15 protein-coding genes and 1 pseudogene are annotated in these 13,362 nt (G+C 70.1%); 7 read left to right on the top strand and 9 right to left on the bottom strand.

Annotated features, from left to right (window positions below; genetic code table 11):
- The first annotated feature begins 2 nt into the window (after positions 1-2).
- From AB8998_RS26625 to AB8998_RS26635, 3 genes are read left to right on the top strand one after another with little or no spacing between them, the layout of a single operon-like run.
- Positions 3-1,145 carry an acyl-CoA dehydrogenase family protein gene (locus tag AB8998_RS26625; RefSeq protein WP_369740916.1) on the top strand — a complete coding sequence of 381 codons (1,143 nt, stop codon included), beginning with the start codon at positions 3-5 and terminating at the stop codon, positions 1,143-1,145.
- The gene (locus tag AB8998_RS26630) at positions 1,145-1,783 is read left to right on the top strand and encodes a TetR/AcrR family transcriptional regulator (RefSeq protein WP_369740917.1); all 639 of its coding nucleotides are present in this window, start codon (positions 1,145-1,147) and stop codon (positions 1,781-1,783) included. Before AB8998_RS26625 ends, AB8998_RS26630 begins: the two co-directional genes overlap by 1 nt.
- Complete coding sequence (locus tag AB8998_RS26635) at positions 1,780-2,430, top strand: hypothetical protein (protein WP_369741788.1); 651 nt, start codon at positions 1,780-1,782, stop codon at positions 2,428-2,430. The genes AB8998_RS26630 and AB8998_RS26635 overlap by 4 nt, the downstream gene beginning before the upstream one ends.
- Before the next feature lie 78 nt (positions 2,431-2,508).
- Here the strand turns inward: AB8998_RS26635 and AB8998_RS26640 are convergent, their stop codons facing one another.
- From AB8998_RS26640 to AB8998_RS26650, 3 genes are all read right to left on the bottom strand, one after another.
- Entirely contained in the window at positions 2,509-3,225 is a 717-nt protein-coding gene (locus AB8998_RS26640; protein WP_369740918.1) for a maleylpyruvate isomerase N-terminal domain-containing protein, read from the bottom strand.
- A gap of 287 nt (positions 3,226-3,512) precedes the next feature.
- Positions 3,513-3,917 (bottom strand): type II toxin-antitoxin system VapC family toxin, encoded by a 405-nt coding sequence (locus AB8998_RS26645; protein WP_369740919.1) that lies wholly within the window; start codon positions 3,915-3,917, stop codon positions 3,513-3,515.
- A 10-nt stretch (positions 3,918-3,927) separates the two neighbouring features.
- On the bottom strand, positions 3,928-4,158 hold the full coding sequence (locus AB8998_RS26650; RefSeq protein WP_369740920.1) for a FitA-like ribbon-helix-helix domain-containing protein: 231 nt from the start codon (positions 4,156-4,158) through the stop codon (positions 3,928-3,930).
- Between the two features lie 277 nt (positions 4,159-4,435).
- Here AB8998_RS26650 and AB8998_RS26655 point away from each other — a divergent pair, with 277 nt between their 5' ends.
- Positions 4,436-5,809 carry an NAD(P)/FAD-dependent oxidoreductase gene (locus tag AB8998_RS26655; RefSeq protein WP_369740921.1) on the top strand — a complete coding sequence of 458 codons (1,374 nt, stop codon included), beginning with the start codon at positions 4,436-4,438 and terminating at the stop codon, positions 5,807-5,809.
- 4 nt (positions 5,810-5,813) lie between these two features.
- On the opposite strand, the gene AB8998_RS26660 is transcribed toward AB8998_RS26655, so the two are convergent.
- From AB8998_RS26660 to ubiE, 5 genes are all read right to left on the bottom strand, one after another.
- Complete coding sequence (locus tag AB8998_RS26660) at positions 5,814-6,209, bottom strand: rhodanese-like domain-containing protein (RefSeq protein WP_369740922.1); 396 nt, start codon at positions 6,207-6,209, stop codon at positions 5,814-5,816.
- On the bottom strand, positions 6,206-7,489 hold the full coding sequence (gene purT / locus AB8998_RS26665) for a formate-dependent phosphoribosylglycinamide formyltransferase (RefSeq protein WP_369740923.1): 1,284 nt from the start codon (positions 7,487-7,489) through the stop codon (positions 6,206-6,208). Before purT ends, AB8998_RS26660 begins: the two co-directional genes overlap by 4 nt.
- 44 nt (positions 7,490-7,533) lie before the next feature.
- Complete coding sequence (locus AB8998_RS26670) at positions 7,534-8,178, bottom strand: PaaI family thioesterase (RefSeq protein ID WP_369740924.1); 645 nt, start codon at positions 8,176-8,178, stop codon at positions 7,534-7,536.
- Positions 8,175-9,473 (bottom strand): adenylosuccinate synthase, encoded by a 1,299-nt coding sequence (locus AB8998_RS26675; RefSeq protein WP_369740925.1) that lies wholly within the window; start codon positions 9,471-9,473, stop codon positions 8,175-8,177. Before AB8998_RS26675 ends, AB8998_RS26670 begins: the two co-directional genes overlap by 4 nt.
- Before the next feature lie 230 nt (positions 9,474-9,703).
- Entirely contained in the window at positions 9,704-10,426 is a 723-nt protein-coding gene (gene ubiE, locus AB8998_RS26680; RefSeq protein WP_369740926.1) for a bifunctional demethylmenaquinone methyltransferase/2-methoxy-6-polyprenyl-1,4-benzoquinol methylase UbiE, read from the bottom strand.
- Positions 10,427-10,510: 84 nt separating this feature from the next.
- Between ubiE and AB8998_RS26685 the strand changes: the two genes are divergently transcribed.
- Together AB8998_RS26685 and AB8998_RS26690 are read left to right on the top strand one after the other, a co-directional pair.
- Positions 10,511-11,179 (top strand): peptidase M50, encoded by a 669-nt coding sequence (locus AB8998_RS26685; RefSeq protein ID WP_369740927.1) that lies wholly within the window; start codon positions 10,511-10,513, stop codon positions 11,177-11,179.
- A gap of 9 nt (positions 11,180-11,188) precedes the next feature.
- Entirely contained in the window at positions 11,189-11,971 is a 783-nt protein-coding gene (locus tag AB8998_RS26690) for a site-2 protease family protein (RefSeq protein WP_369740928.1), read from the top strand.
- An 8-nt stretch (positions 11,972-11,979) separates the two neighbouring features.
- Here AB8998_RS26690 and AB8998_RS26695 read toward each other — a convergent pair.
- Positions 11,980-12,392 (bottom strand): annotated as a pseudogene (locus AB8998_RS26695) (DUF3151 domain-containing protein).
- Between the two features lie 116 nt (positions 12,393-12,508).
- On the opposite strand from AB8998_RS26695, the gene AB8998_RS26700 reads away from it, so the two are divergent.
- The gene (locus AB8998_RS26700) at positions 12,509-13,318 is read left to right on the top strand and encodes an Rv0361 family membrane protein (RefSeq protein ID WP_369740929.1); all 810 of its coding nucleotides are present in this window, start codon (positions 12,509-12,511) and stop codon (positions 13,316-13,318) included.
- Positions 13,319-13,362: the final 44 nt, after the last annotated feature.

Genomic DNA, 13,362 nt, shown 5'->3' on the forward strand with positions numbered 1-13,362 from the left:
GCATGGCACGCCTGGAATACACCCCCGAGCACCACCAGTTCCGCGAGCTGGTGCGCGATTTCGTGCGGCAGACTGTCGTCCCCAACCACGAGAGCTGGGAGCGCGACGGCCAATGGGACCGGTCGCTGTTCGCCGAGGCCGGAAAGCTCGGGCTGCTGGGGTTTTCGGTGCCCGAGAGGTTCGGCGGCCCGGGCGTCGACGACTTCCGCTACAACGCGATCGTCATCGACGAGTTGCAGCGGGCCGGGGCGGCCGAGTCGATCGCCGTCACGCTGCAGAACGACATCGTGCTGCCCTATCTCACCGACCTGACCACTCCCGAGCAACAGCAACGCTGGCTGCCCGGGGTGGTGACCGGGCAGACCGTGCTCGGCATCGCGATGACCGAACCCGGCGTCGGTAGCGACCTCGCCGGCATCCGGACGTCGGCGGTGCGCGACGGGGACCACTACGTGGTCAACGGCGCCAAGACGTTCATCTCCAACGGGCAGTGCGGCGACCTGTTCGTCATCGCGGTGCGCACCTCGCCGGACCGGCACAAGGGGCTGTCGCTGCTGGTGGTCGACGCGGACACCCCCGGCTTCCGCCGCGGCCGCAACCTGGAGAAGATCGGCCTGCACGCCCAGGACACCAGCGAGCTGACCTTCACCGACATGCGCGTGCCGGTGGACAATCTGCTCGAGGAGGAGGGCAGGGGCTTCTACCAGTTGGTCGGCAACCTGCCGCAGGAGCGGCTGGCGCTGGGGGTGGGCGCCGTGGCCGCCGCCGAGGCCGTCCTGGCCGAGACCCTGGACTACGTGCGCGGCCGCACGGCGTTCGGCTCACCGATCTCGAGCTTCCAGCACAGCCAGTTCGTGCTCGCCGAACTGGCTACCGAGATCGACATCGCCCGAACGTTTCTCGACGACTGCCTGGCCGAGCACCTGGAAGGCAAGCTGACCGCCACGCGGGCCGCGAAGCTGAAATGGTGGACCACCGACCTGCAGGTGCGCACTGCCGACCGCTGCCTGCAGTTGCACGGCGGATACGGCTACATGCGGGAGTACGCCGTGTCACGGGCGTTCGTCGACGCCCGCATCCAGACCATCTACGGCGGCACCAACGAGATCATGAAGACGATCATCGCCAAGGACCTGGGCATCTAGTGGCGGTCGACTACGGGGAGCTTCCCGTCGAGGAGGCGGTGCGCGCGGCGCGGGCCAGCTCCCGTCGCCGCCAGCTGCTCGACGCCGCGGTCGCGGTCATGGGCCGCACCGGTTTTCACCAGATGTCCATGCAGGATCTGGCCCGCGAGGCCCACGTCAGCGTCGGCCTGATCTACAAGTACTTCGGCGGCAAGGAAGACCTGCTGCTGGCCACCATCGTGCGGATCCTCGACGTGTTCCGCGACCAGCTGGCGCCGGTGATGGCCGCGGCCGGCGACGACGTCGTCGCCCAGTTGGCCGCGGGGATCCGCCGCTACGTCGAGATCGTCGACGAGAACCTCGACGGCGTGGTCCTGACCTACCGGGAGAGCCGCACGCTGGGGCCCGCCGGGCGCGCGCAGATCAAGGATCTCGAGATCGCCAGCGCGGCGCCGCTGCGCGCGGCCATCGAGACCGGCATCGCCGCCGGCGTGTTCCGCGACGTCGACGTCGACCTCACGGTGTTCGACATCGTGCTGATCGCCCACGGCTGGGCGCTCAAGCACTGGCACTTCGGCCCGATCTACACCGTCGACGAATACATCCGGCTGCAGACCCGGCACGTGCTCAATGCGCTGCTGAGCGATGACGGATCATAGGACCTATGAGCCTGAGGACAGTTGCACTTCTCGCCGCGTCGTTGCTGGTCGCCTTCGCCGGGCCGGCCGCCGCACACGCCGATCCCACCGCCACCCTGCCCCCGCTGACCTCCGGCGGCGCGCCGATCATCGGCGGCGGCTCCAACGCCGGAATCGCGAAGCAACTGATCGACCTGGCCAACCCGGACATCCAGCAGGGCGACGGCACGGACGCCGCCAACTTCATCAACGCCGCCGCCTCGGTCACCGACCAGCAGCTTTCGGCCCCCTTCTCGCTGCTGCGCCGGGGGCTGTCCTGCCAGAAGGACAACGCCGGGTTCGGGGCGCGCGCCTACCGGCGCGCCGACGGCAAATGGGGCGGCGCGATGCTGGTCGCCGCCAAGAGCAACGTCTCGACCGGCTCGAGCAGCGGCTCGAGCAGCTTCAACGACGCCAGCATCGCGGCGTTCAAGCAGTGCGTCATGACCAACTGGCGCCGCGCCAGCGCGGGCGGGGAACGCGCCATGTGCAACGGCAGTTGGGAGACCCCGACCAACGGCGACCTGCGCAAGGTCGAGACCTACTACATCCTGCTCGCCGGCACCTCCGCCGACTTCTGCGTCGACCTCAACGACAAGCTGAAGAACAACGCCCGCGGCTGGCCGTGACCTAGAAGGGCGGGGGTTCGTCGTCGCCGGTGGGCGCGCGCGGTTGCGGTGGCGTCCGGCGGCGATGCGCTGTGCGCTTTAGAGGGACGGCAGATCAGCGACAACCGCCGCCAAACGTGGATCGGATACTTCAATCCTTCGGAAGAAAGCCAGGAGGAACTCGCCCGGTTCTACGTCGATCGGCTCGTCACCGGCGGCCAGGGGTCCCGAGGATGCGACGAACTCGACTGTGTCGTCTTCTCCCAGACGGACCCGATATCGGGCAGAAGTCTTGCTCTCAACCAGCCGATTCATCGACTCAGCAGGGCCGCGAATCGCGATGGATGCCTCTGCGGCCGGTATCGCCCACTCATTTCCGGTCGCAGCGGCGATGTCGTAGCCGTGGACGAGCAGCTCGCACAAGATCCATCGAGCCCCACCACCGCCGGAGATCGTTGCTCCACCGTGGAAGGGATACTGACGGTCGAAGGCGACTTTGGCGTAGACGCGGTCGATCACCGTACGCAGATTTGCCTCGAGCCTGTCGGCGATTTCGTTGATATCTCGGTCGGTGTACTCGGAGAGGCAGGTCGCGTTCAGCTCGGCAACCCCTTCGCCTGTGGCGGCGCGTCGACGATCGCCGAGCAGCCTGCCGAGCACCGTTACCACGTGCGCCGCAGTCTCCACGGCCGTCCAGGTGAGCCCGGGCACCGGTCGCGCGGCGCGATCCGGATCGAGCCCCCGGACCATCGATACGAACCGCTTCCCACTGTCATCCAGCGCGGCGAGGATGTCGGCTTTGGCTGCCTCTTCCACCCGCTAAGCGTAAGGCGACCCGAGCGCGTCGGGGCATTCATCGCGGTGGACTGGGCGCAGTAGTCCTGGGGTTCGGGGGCGGGACAGCCGCCGACCGGGCGGGCTGGACCAGCGTGCCGTCGGGAAGCTGCTTTTCGGCCCAGCCGAGGAACGTCCTGATCAGACAATGCGTTGCGCAGTAGCACTTCAGGTTGGTGACAAATCCTTAATGTGCCCGCTCGGATGGTCTGCTGCACCGGTCGACCTGCCACCGCAGTCACCGATGGTCACGATCTGCGGTTGCGTTATTACAGCAGGGTGATCGTGACGGGGATACCGAGCCGATCAGTCGCATTGGCTAAGCGGCTGTCGCCGGTGATCACGGCGGCGGAGCGTTCGGCGGCGACCGCGACATACAGGCCGTCGGAGATCGAGATGTTGTGCCGCCAGGCCCAGGCGGTCCGCAGGAGCAGTGCATCGGGAAGCACGTATTCGATGGCGAGTGCCGTGGCGGTATCGGCGGCGGCCTCGGCGTCCTCAGGCTCCAATTGCTTGCGCAATACGGCCTTGTGCAGTGTGCGTAGCACCTCGCCCGGCATGTGGGCCGGCGCGAGCCAGCCATCGTCGCCGTTCAGCGCTGCGCGTGCCGCGTCGCCTTGGGGAGCGCTGCTCGTGAGCGCCAACACCAGCACGCCTGCGTCCACCACGATCATGGGAGGAAAATCACCCGTCGCGGTCGGCGCGGATGACCGCCGCCACTTCCTCGGCTGTCATGGTAAGGCTGCGATGGCCAGCCAACGCCTCCAAGAGCTGCCGGTTGCGTTGAGCCTGGTATTCCCGTTCCAACAGGGATCGCAGATACGTTTGGGTGGACTGACCGCGCGCCTCGGCGCGGGCGGCCAACGCGTCGCGAACTTCTTCGGGGACATCTTTGATCTGAATCGCAACTCCCATGACCACAAACTATCACATGCGCATGGCATGCGCATGTGATAGTTTGTCAACGCCCGCTCCGCCCCGGCGCCCAACGCATCCTCGTCCCTCGGCGCACCGCGAGAGCCGATAGGCGAACAACTCCCCGAACGCCCCCGACGCCCCGACGGCCGCAACCCCATCGAACATACGTGCGATCATGCCACCCGGGTATGACACTCGCCCCCGACACCGCCCCGGCGTCGTACGGTATTGATGCGCTGCAAACCGCCGGCACGAAAGACCAGAGGGGACGAGTATGTCGCGCCATCGCGTCGTCATCATCGGGAGCGGATTCGGCGGGTTGACGGCGGCCAAGTCGCTCAAGCGCGCCGACGTGGAGATCACCATGGTCTCCAAGACGACCACCCACCTGTTCCAGCCGCTGCTGTACCAGGTGGCGACCGGCATCCTGTCGGAGGGCGACATCGCCCCGACCACCCGCCTGGTCCTGCGCAAGCAGCAGAACGTCCGGGTGTTGTGGGGTGAGGTCAGCGCGATCGACCTCACGGCCAAGACGGTCAGGTCGCACCTGATGGGCATCGAAACTGTGACGCCCTACGACAGCCTCATCGTGGCCGCCGGTGCCCAGCAGTCCTACTTCGGCCACGACGAGTACGCCGCGTTCGCGCCCGGCATGAAAACCATCGATGACGCCCTCGAGCTCAGGGGCCGCATCCTGGGCGCGTTCGAGGCGGCCGAGGTCGCCACCGACCCCGCCGAGCGGCAGCGGCGCCTGACCTTCGTGGTGGTCGGGGCCGGACCGACCGGCGTCGAACTGGCCGGCGAGATCGTCCAGCTCGCCGAACGCACCCTGGCCGGGGCGTTTCGCACCATCAAGCCCAGCGACTGCCGGGTCATCCTGCTCGACGCCGCCCCCGCGGTGCTGCCGCCGATGGGCGAGAAGCTGGGTCTCATCGCGCAGCGCCGGCTGGAGAAGATGGACGTCGAGGTCCAGCTCAACGCGATGGTGAGCGCGGTCGACTACATGGGCATCACGATCAAGGAGAAGGACGGCCGCGAGCGGCGCATCGAATGCGCCTGCAAGGTGTGGGCGGCCGGCGTGCAGGCCAGCCCGCTGGGCAAGATGATCGCCGACCAGTCCGACGGCACCGAAACCGACCGCGCCGGAAGGGTGATCGTCGAACCCGACCTCACCGTCAAGGGCCACCCGCACGTGTTCGTCGTGGGCGACCTGATGTCGGTGCCCGGCGTTCCCGGCATGGCCCAGGCCGCGATCCAGGGCGCGCAGTACGCGGCCACACTCATCAAGCATGCGGTCAAGGGCACCGACGACCCCGCCCACCGAAAGCCGTTCGGCTACCGCGACAAGGGCAGCATGGCCCTCGTCTCGCGCTACAGCGCCGTCGCGAAAGTCGGCAAGCTGGAGTTCGGCGGCTTCATCGCCTGGCTGGCGTGGCTGCTGCTGCACCTGTATTACCTTGTGGGGTATCGCAATCGCATGGCCGCGTTGTTCGCCTGGGGCATCTCGTTCCTGGGTCGTACCCGGGGCCAGATGGCCATCACCAGCCAGATGATCTACGCGCGGCCGCTGGTGAACTGGGTGGAGCAGCAAGCCGAGACGCTGGCGGCGGCCGAAAGCGCCGACGCGGCCGAACGGCAGGCCGGCTGACGCCTCAGAAACGCTTACAGGGCAATCCCGTTGCCCGCCAGCCCGCGTCGGCGTTTCCCTCGAAGCCGTTCAGCACGTTGTAGGCCGGGGTGATGCCCGACTCGGTCGCGACGTGGGCCGCGGCGGCGGAGCGGCCGCCGGAGCGGCACAGGAACACCACGGGCCGCTCACGCCCGGCGGCCGCGATCCGGTCCCGCAGTTCGGTGACGAAGTTCTCGTTGACCCGGCCGTCGGACGTGTGCCACTCGAGGCAGATCACGTCGCGGCCCAGGCTCGACAGGTCGGGCACCCCGACGACGCGCCATTCGGCGTCGGTGCGCACGTCGACCAGCACCGCATCGGGGTTGTCGCTGAGTATCTGCCACGCCTGCTGCGGCGTGATGTCTCCGGCGTAGCTCATCGGCCCGAGTCTGGCACATGCGCCCGGGCGGCGACCTCGCGGGCGCGCTCGCGCGCGGCCGCGACGTCCGGTGCCGTGGCCAGCGCCACCCACGACCCGGCCCGCGGTCCCGGCCCGAACAGGCGTGCGTCGCTTTCGGGCACGCCGAGCGCGTGCGTCAGGGCGCCCGCACCCGGCAGCCCGGCACCGCGGCTCATCGCCCGCGCGGCGCCCGGAGACGTCATGATCGTGTCCACCGGCAGGCCCAGGATCGCGCGCGCCTGCAGCTCGAACGCCGAGAGCCGCTGGCTGCGCACGGTCACCCAGGCGCTCTCCCGGGGGCAGATGGTGACGTCGGCGAAGTACACCTCGTCGCCGTGGATCATCAGCTCGACGCCGAACACCCCGCACCCGCCCAGCGCTTTGACGATCCGCGCGGCGATCGAGCGGGCGGCGTCCAGCGCGGCCGGGGTCAGCTGCTGCGGCTGCCAGCACTCCAGCACGTCGGCCTCGGCGCGGCTGTGCCCGATCGGTGAGCAGAACTCGATCCGCTCACCGCGCGGCCCCCGGCTGCTCACCGCGAGCAGGGTGACGAAACAGTCGACGTCGACCAGCGTTTCGGCCAACACCCGGTAGTGCCCCTCCCCCGCCGGCTTGCCCACGATGCCCTGCCAGACCGTCTCGAGGTCGTGGCGCCCGGTGACGACGGACTGCCCGCGCCCGGGCGCTCCGGCCACCGGCTTGACCAGCAACGGCAACCCAGCGTGGGCGGCCACCGCCTCGAGTTCGCCGACCGATCCGACGAACCAGAACGGCGCGGTGGGCAGACCCAACTCGTCGGCGGCGAGCCGGCGCAGCCGCTCCGGGTCACCAGCGAGGCGCACGGCGCGGGCGCCCGGCACCAGCTCGGTGCCCTGCAGGGACTCGAGGGCCAGGCCGGTGACGGACCCGCTCGCGGTCGCCACGAAGTCCGGCCGCAATTGTCCGACGGCCTCCGACAGCGCGGCGGCGTCGTCCAGCGCGACGGCCAGCGACCGGTCGGCGACCGCGTGCGCGGGCCCGTCGGCGTCCGCGTCGGCGACGCTCACCTCCGCGCCGAGGCGCCGCAACGCGAGCGTCAACTCCTGGGCGAGCTCACCGGAACCCAGCAGCAGCACGTGGGGCCTGTCGGGTTCGGCGGTTCCGCGGGCGGGGGCGCCGGGATCCGTCCCGCCGACCGGGGGGGTCAGCTCGATCGCGGTGGTCCGGCCGTCCGGGTCGTCGGGTTCTTGCTGTCCTTCGTCAGTCACGCCGTCGGTCACCGCTCAAGGATAGGTGCGCGGCGGGCGGGCGCGGCGGACCCGACTCAGGGCTGGCCGGGCAGCAACCGCACCATCAGGCCGTTCGCCTCCGCCAGCACCGCGTCCTGGCCGTCGACCAGTTCCGCGGACACGAAAGCCTTGCGGCCCTCGGTGCCGGTGACGCGGCCGCGCACGGCCAGCTGGACGTCGATCGGGGTGACCTTGCGGTAGTCGACGTGCAGGAAGGCGGTGCGGCTGATCGGCCGGCCCGCGGCGTGCGAGACCATGCCGAACAGGTTGTCGAACAGCAGCGGCAGCACGCCGCCGTGCACCGCGTGGTTGCCCCCGACGTGAAACCTGCTGAAATAGCCGGTCATTTCGACGCCCTCGGGGCCGTAACGCGCCAGCGTCCACGGCGGCAGCAGCAGGCTTCCCATGCCCGGCAGGTCCGGTGTGCGCCCCGCCGGTGCCTTGCCTTCGGCGGCCTCGAACGGAGCCAGCAGCTCCACCAGCGCCGCGACGCGGCCGGCCGCCTCGTCCCAGACCTCGTCACCGGGATCCGCGGACACGGCGAGGTCCTGCAGCCGGCGCATGTCCGCCACGAAGCGGCCGAACCCGGGGCCGGGGCTGGCCGGGCCGTACTCCGGAAAGCCGCCGTGGTGCTCGTATTCGGGATCGAGGGCTTTGGGATCCGGTTCGGTGGCCGTCACGCGCGGGCCGCCAGGACGTCGCGGCGCACGATCGTCTGCTCCCGGCCCGGGCCGACACCGATGCATGAAACCTGCGCCCCGGCAAGCTCTTCCAGCCTCAAGACGTAGTCACGCGCCTTGGCGGGCAAGTCGTCGAACTCGCGCGCCCCCGAGATGTCCTCCCACCAGCCGGGCAGCTCCTCGTAGATCGGTTCGGCGCGGGCCAGATCGCGCTGCGTCATCGGCATGTCGTGGGTGCGCTTGCCGTCGAGCCGGTAGCCGACGCACACCGGCACCGTGTCCAGGCTGGACAGCACGTCGAGCTTGGTCAGGAAGTAGTCCGTGATGCCGTTGACGCGGGTGGCGTAGCGGGCGATGACGGCGTCGAACCAGCCGCAGCGGCGGCGCCGCCCCGTGGTGACCCCGAACTCGCCGCCGGTCTTGGTCAGGTATTCGCCGTTCTCGTCGAACAACTCGGTGGGGAACGGGCCCGAACCCACGCGGGTGGTGTAGGCCTTCAGGATCCCGAGCACGGTGCCGATCCGGGTCGGTCCGATGCCCGAACCGACGGCCGCGCCGCCGGCGGTCGGATTCGACGACGTCACATAGGGATAGGTGCCGTGGTCGACGTCGAGCAGGGTGCCCTGCGAGCCCTCCAGCAGCACGGTCTCCCCGGCCTCCAGCGCGTTGTTGAGCAGCAACCGGGTGTCGGCGATGCGGTGCCGGAAGCCCTCGGCCTGCTCGAGCAGGGCGTCGACCACCTGATGCGGGTCCAGCGCCTTGCGGTTGTAGATCTTGACCAGGATCTGGTTCTTGAGCTCCAGCGCGGCCTCGACCTTGTGGGTCAGCATCTCCGGGTCGAGCACGTCGGCGACCCGGATGCCCATGCGGGCGATCTTGTCCTGGTAGCACGGTCCGATGCCGCGGCCGGTGGTGCCGATCTTCTTGCTGCCCATGTAGCGCTCGGTCACCTTGTCGATGGCGACGTGGTAGGGCAACAGCAGGTGCGCGTCGGCCGAGATCAGCAGCCCGGAGGTGTCGACGCCGCGGTCCTGCAGGCCGGCCAGCTCGTCGAGCAGGACGCCGGGATCCACGACCACGCCGTTGCCGATGACGTTGGTGACGCCGGGCGTCAGCACCCCCGACGGGATCAGGTGCAGGGCGAAATTCTCCCCGCTGGGCAACACGACCGTGTGACCGGCGTTGTTGCCGCCCTGGTAGCGCACCACCCACTGCACCCGTCCACCGAGCAGGTCAGTGGCCTTACCTTTGCCCTCGTCGCCCCACTGGGCGCCGATGAGGACGATTGCCGGCATGACATGCTCCCACCTGGTCTCGCCTGCTGATTGTGGCACTGCCGGTAAAAGCAGTGCACCTACAAGCGCCGCAACGGTTTTCGTTTCGGCGCCGCTGTCCGTGCAGTTGCCGCGCCGCAGCGCCTCCGGTTTGCCGCGCGGCACCCCTTCGCGATGCTTACTGCACTCACGGTGGTGATCCTAAAGCGTCGGCGCTTTTGCGAGGGGAACCGGCTGCGGCGCGGTTACCGTCAGCCGGCCGCGCGCGAGCCGAGGTGCACCGTTGCGAACCCGGTGCTCAGCGAGATGTGGCGGGCGTCGGCGAAACCCGCGCCCCGCATCGCCTCGCGGAGTTCCTCCCGCGACATCCAGGTACGGATCGAGTCGGAGGTGTAGTGATGGGCGTCGCGATGCCAGGCGAAGGCCCAGCCCACCGCCGGCATCACGTCGAAGTAGAGCGCGTCGTGCAGGGCTTTCAGGCTCTTCGAGGTCGGCGTGCTGAAGTCGAGCACCATCAACCGGCCGCCCGGCCGCAGCACGCGCCGGAACTCGCGCAGCGCCCGGCCGCGGTCGGCGACGTTGCGCAGCCCGAACCCGATGGTGACCACGTCGAACGACGCATCCGGGAACGGCAGGTCCATGGCGTCGGCCTCCCGGAAGTCGACGGTGCCGCGCCGCCGGCCCCGAGCGACGTCGAGCATCGCCGCGCAGGAGTCGACGCCCACGACGTGGCCTTCCGGCCCCACGGCCGCCGCCTCGGCGAACGCCAGGTCACCCGTCCCGGTCGCGACGTCCAGCACGCGTTCGCCGGGCCGGACGGCGCAGAGCTTCATGGCCTGCCGCTTCCACAGTCGGTGCAGTCCGAGCGTCCACGCGTCGGTCATCACGTCGTAGCGCTTGGCCAGCGCCGAGAACAGCTCCTCGACGTAGGTGCTCTTGGCTTCGTCCGACTCGTTCCATCGCCGTACGACCATCGCGAGCCTCCGCACACCTACCAGGAACGATGCGGGAATGTATCACGCCGCCTGGTAGCTTCCGGTCGTGCGCCCGGGAAAGTCATGACGGAGCCGGTGAGCGGGAACGGCGAGACCCCCACGTCGGCGGTGCTGGTTTTCGGCGACCGCCGGGTCCCGCGCCCGCTGCGCGGCCTGGCCGCGCTCCGCCCCGCAAGCCGGGCCGACTCGAACACCCTGGACGCCGCCGTCGGGCCGCATCGCCGGCTGGTGGTACTGGGCGACGACGCCGACCTGGCCGCGGTGCTGACGCGGCTGCTGCGCGCGGAGCGGCTCGACGTCGAGGTGGCCTACGTGCCGCGCCGCCGCACCGCGGCGACCCGCGCCTACCGGCTGCCCTCCGGGCACCGGGCGGCGCGGCGCGCCCGGCGCGGAGCGGCCCACCGGGTGCCGCTGATCCGCGACGACACCGGGTGCGCGATCGCGGGCCGGGCGCGTTGGCTGCCGGCCGACGACGGGCTCCCGCTGCACGGGGAGGCGATCGTCGACGACACGACGCTGTTCGACGGCGATGTCGCCGCGGTGCGCATCGAGCCGACGCGGGCGCTGCCCGGCCTGCGCGCCCGGGTATCGGGCCGCGGGTGGGTGCCCGGCCGCGCGGCCCAGCTGGGCTGCACCGGCGTCATCGTGGTGCGCGACGGCGTCGCGGCGCCGCGCCCGGCGCGCCGGTCGACGTTGTACCGCCACGTCGAGGGCTGGCTCGCTGTCGGATAGTTTCGACCGGTGAGCTTTCCCGCGCGGCAGCACGAGTCGGTGCGCCCCAGCCCCGTCTTCCTGGCCCTGCTGGCGGCCACGGCGGCCGGCGGCGTGCTGGCCTGGCTGGCCGGGTCCAGCGTGCGGCCGCTGTCCTACGCCGGGGTGTTCGTCTTCGTCGTCGCCGGGTGGCTGGTGTCGTTGTGCCTGCATGAGTTCGGGCACGCGCTGACCGCCTGGCGCTTCGGTGACCACGACGCCGCCGTGCGCGGCTACCTGACCCTGGATCCGCGGCGCTACAGCCATCCCGCGCTCTCACTGCTCCTGCCGATGGTGTTCGTCGCGCTGGGCGGGATCGGCCTGCCCGGCGCCGCGGTATATCTGCAGACGTGGTTCATGACGCCCGCGCGGCGCACCCTGGTCAGCCTGGCGGGCCCGGCGGCCAACCTGTTGCTCGCGGTGCTGCTGTTGACCCTGACCCGGTTCTTCTTCGACCCGGCCCACGCGGTGCTGTGGGCCGGGGTGGCGTTCCTCGGGTTCCTGCAGGTCACCGGGATGGTGCTGAACCTGTTGCCGATCCCCGGCCTGGACGGCTACGACGCCCTGGAGCCGCACCTGAGCCCGGAGACGCAGCGCGCGGTGGCGCCGGCCAAGCAGTGGGGCGTCTTCGTGCTGCTGTTCCTGATCCTGGCGCCGGCACTGAACCGCTGGCTCTTCGGAATCGTGTACGTGCTGTTCGACTTTTCCGGAGTGCCGCACGTGCTGGTGGGGTGGGGCAACTCGCTGACCCGGTTCTGGAGCGCCTGGTTCTGACGCCCCGGCTAAAGCCCGAGCGCCTGGCGGGCCGCGGGATCGCAGTCGTCGAGCAGGTCCAGGCAGCGGGCGTACTCGTCGGTCTCGCCGATGGCGTCGGCGGCGCGCGCCAGCGCCGCCACGCACCGCAGGAAGCCGCGATTGGGCTCGTGGGAGTACGGCACCGGGCCGAAACCCTTCCAGCCGTTGCGGCGCAGCGCGTCGAGTCCCCGGTGGTAGCCGGTGCGGGCGTAGGCATACGCCGTGACGGCCTTGTCCTCGGCCAGCGCCTCCTCGGCAGCGCCGCCCAGGCCACCGACGCCGTCGGATGGGCGGCGGCGACGATGCTCGGGTTCTCCTTGGCGAGCAGTTCGGCTTCGGCTTCAATGTCCTCCGGCAGCAGGATCGGATCAGGCCCCAGGAGGTCACCCATCGACGTCATGGACCCCATTGTGCCGTTTCCCGTTTGCGCGTCGCGGCGCGCCTCGGCCGCGACCCCAACCGGGTGGCGGGTCGCTAAGCTCCCAACTATCCACTCGTAGGAGGACAGCAGCGCTCATGGTCAATCCGCCCGAGCCCGACCGCGAGCACCCGGTGGAACCCGGCGACGAAGCAACCGAGAGCTACCCGATGGTGCCCGACGATCCGGAGACCGAGACCGTCGTGATGAACAAGTCCGAGCGGGGCGAGGCCCCCCGGGCCGATCCCGACAACCCGCAGCGCGAACGCCGCTTCACCGCGCCCGGATTCGACGCCAAAGAGACCACCGTCATGCCCACCACCCCCGACCCCGCCACGGAGGTTTTCGCCTCGCCGCCCGGCAACCCGGCCCGGCAAACGGGGCAAGCGGGGCAGCAGCCACCGAAAGCCGCTGTGCCACAATCGATTCCACCGCGACTCGGGGCGAAGCTGCGGACGTCCCCGAACGTCAACTGGGGTTGGGTGCTGGCGCTGGTGGTGCTGGTGCTGGCCCTGGCGGCGATCGCGATCCTGGGCACCGTGCTGCTGACCCGCGGCAAACACCCCAAAGCCTCGCAGGAGGACGGGGTCCGGCACACGATCCAGACTTTCGACGCCGCGGTGCAAAGGGGGGATCTGACGACGCTGCGGACGCTCACGTGCGGGACCACGCGCGACGGCTACGTCGACTTCGACGAGCACGAGTGGGCGGAGACTTACCGCCGCGTCTCGGCCGCCCGGCAATATCCCGTCATCGCCAGCATCGACCAGGTCGTCGTCAACGGCCCGCACGCCGAGGCCAACGTCACCACCTTCATGGCCTACGACCCCCAGCTCCGCTCGACGCGCAGCCTGGACCTGCAGTACCGCGACGACCAGTGGAAGGTCTGCCAGTCCGCCGGCGGGTAGCCCGGTGACCCGGCACTTCCCCCGCTGCCCGGCCCCCGCTGGGC

Source organism: Mycobacterium sp. HUMS_12744610 (genome assembly GCF_041206865.1).
GTDB classification, from domain to species: domain Bacteria; phylum Actinomycetota; class Actinomycetes; order Mycobacteriales; family Mycobacteriaceae; genus Mycobacterium; species Mycobacterium servetii.

What these genes read in the sequence shown, in the direction of transcription:
- AB8998_RS26625 (WP_369740916.1), top strand. Translation starts at nt 3, where the DNA reads ATGGCACGCCTGGAATACACCCCCGAGCACCACCAGTTCCGCGAGCTG.
- AB8998_RS26645 (WP_369740919.1), bottom strand. Translation starts at nt 3,917, where the DNA reads ATGATCGTGGTGGACGCAGGCGTGCTGGTGTTGGCGCTCACGAGCAGC.
- AB8998_RS26650 (WP_369740920.1), bottom strand. Translation starts at nt 4,158, where the DNA reads ATGGGAGTTGCGATTCAGATCAAAGATGTCCCCGAAGAAGTTCGCGAC.
- AB8998_RS26655 (WP_369740921.1), top strand. Translation starts at nt 4,436, where the DNA reads ATGTCGCGCCATCGCGTCGTCATCATCGGGAGCGGATTCGGCGGGTTG.
- AB8998_RS26660 (WP_369740922.1), bottom strand. Translation starts at nt 6,209, where the DNA reads ATGAGCTACGCCGGAGACATCACGCCGCAGCAGGCGTGGCAGATACTC.
- AB8998_RS26675 (WP_369740925.1), bottom strand. Translation starts at nt 9,473, where the DNA reads ATGCCGGCAATCGTCCTCATCGGCGCCCAGTGGGGCGACGAGGGCAAA.
- ubiE (WP_369740926.1), bottom strand. Translation starts at nt 10,426, where the DNA reads ATGGTCGTACGGCGATGGAACGAGTCGGACGAAGCCAAGAGCACCTAC.
- AB8998_RS26685 (WP_369740927.1), top strand. Translation starts at nt 10,511, where the DNA reads ATGACGGAGCCGGTGAGCGGGAACGGCGAGACCCCCACGTCGGCGGTG.
- AB8998_RS26700 (WP_369740929.1), top strand. Translation starts at nt 12,509, where the DNA reads ATGGTCAATCCGCCCGAGCCCGACCGCGAGCACCCGGTGGAACCCGGC.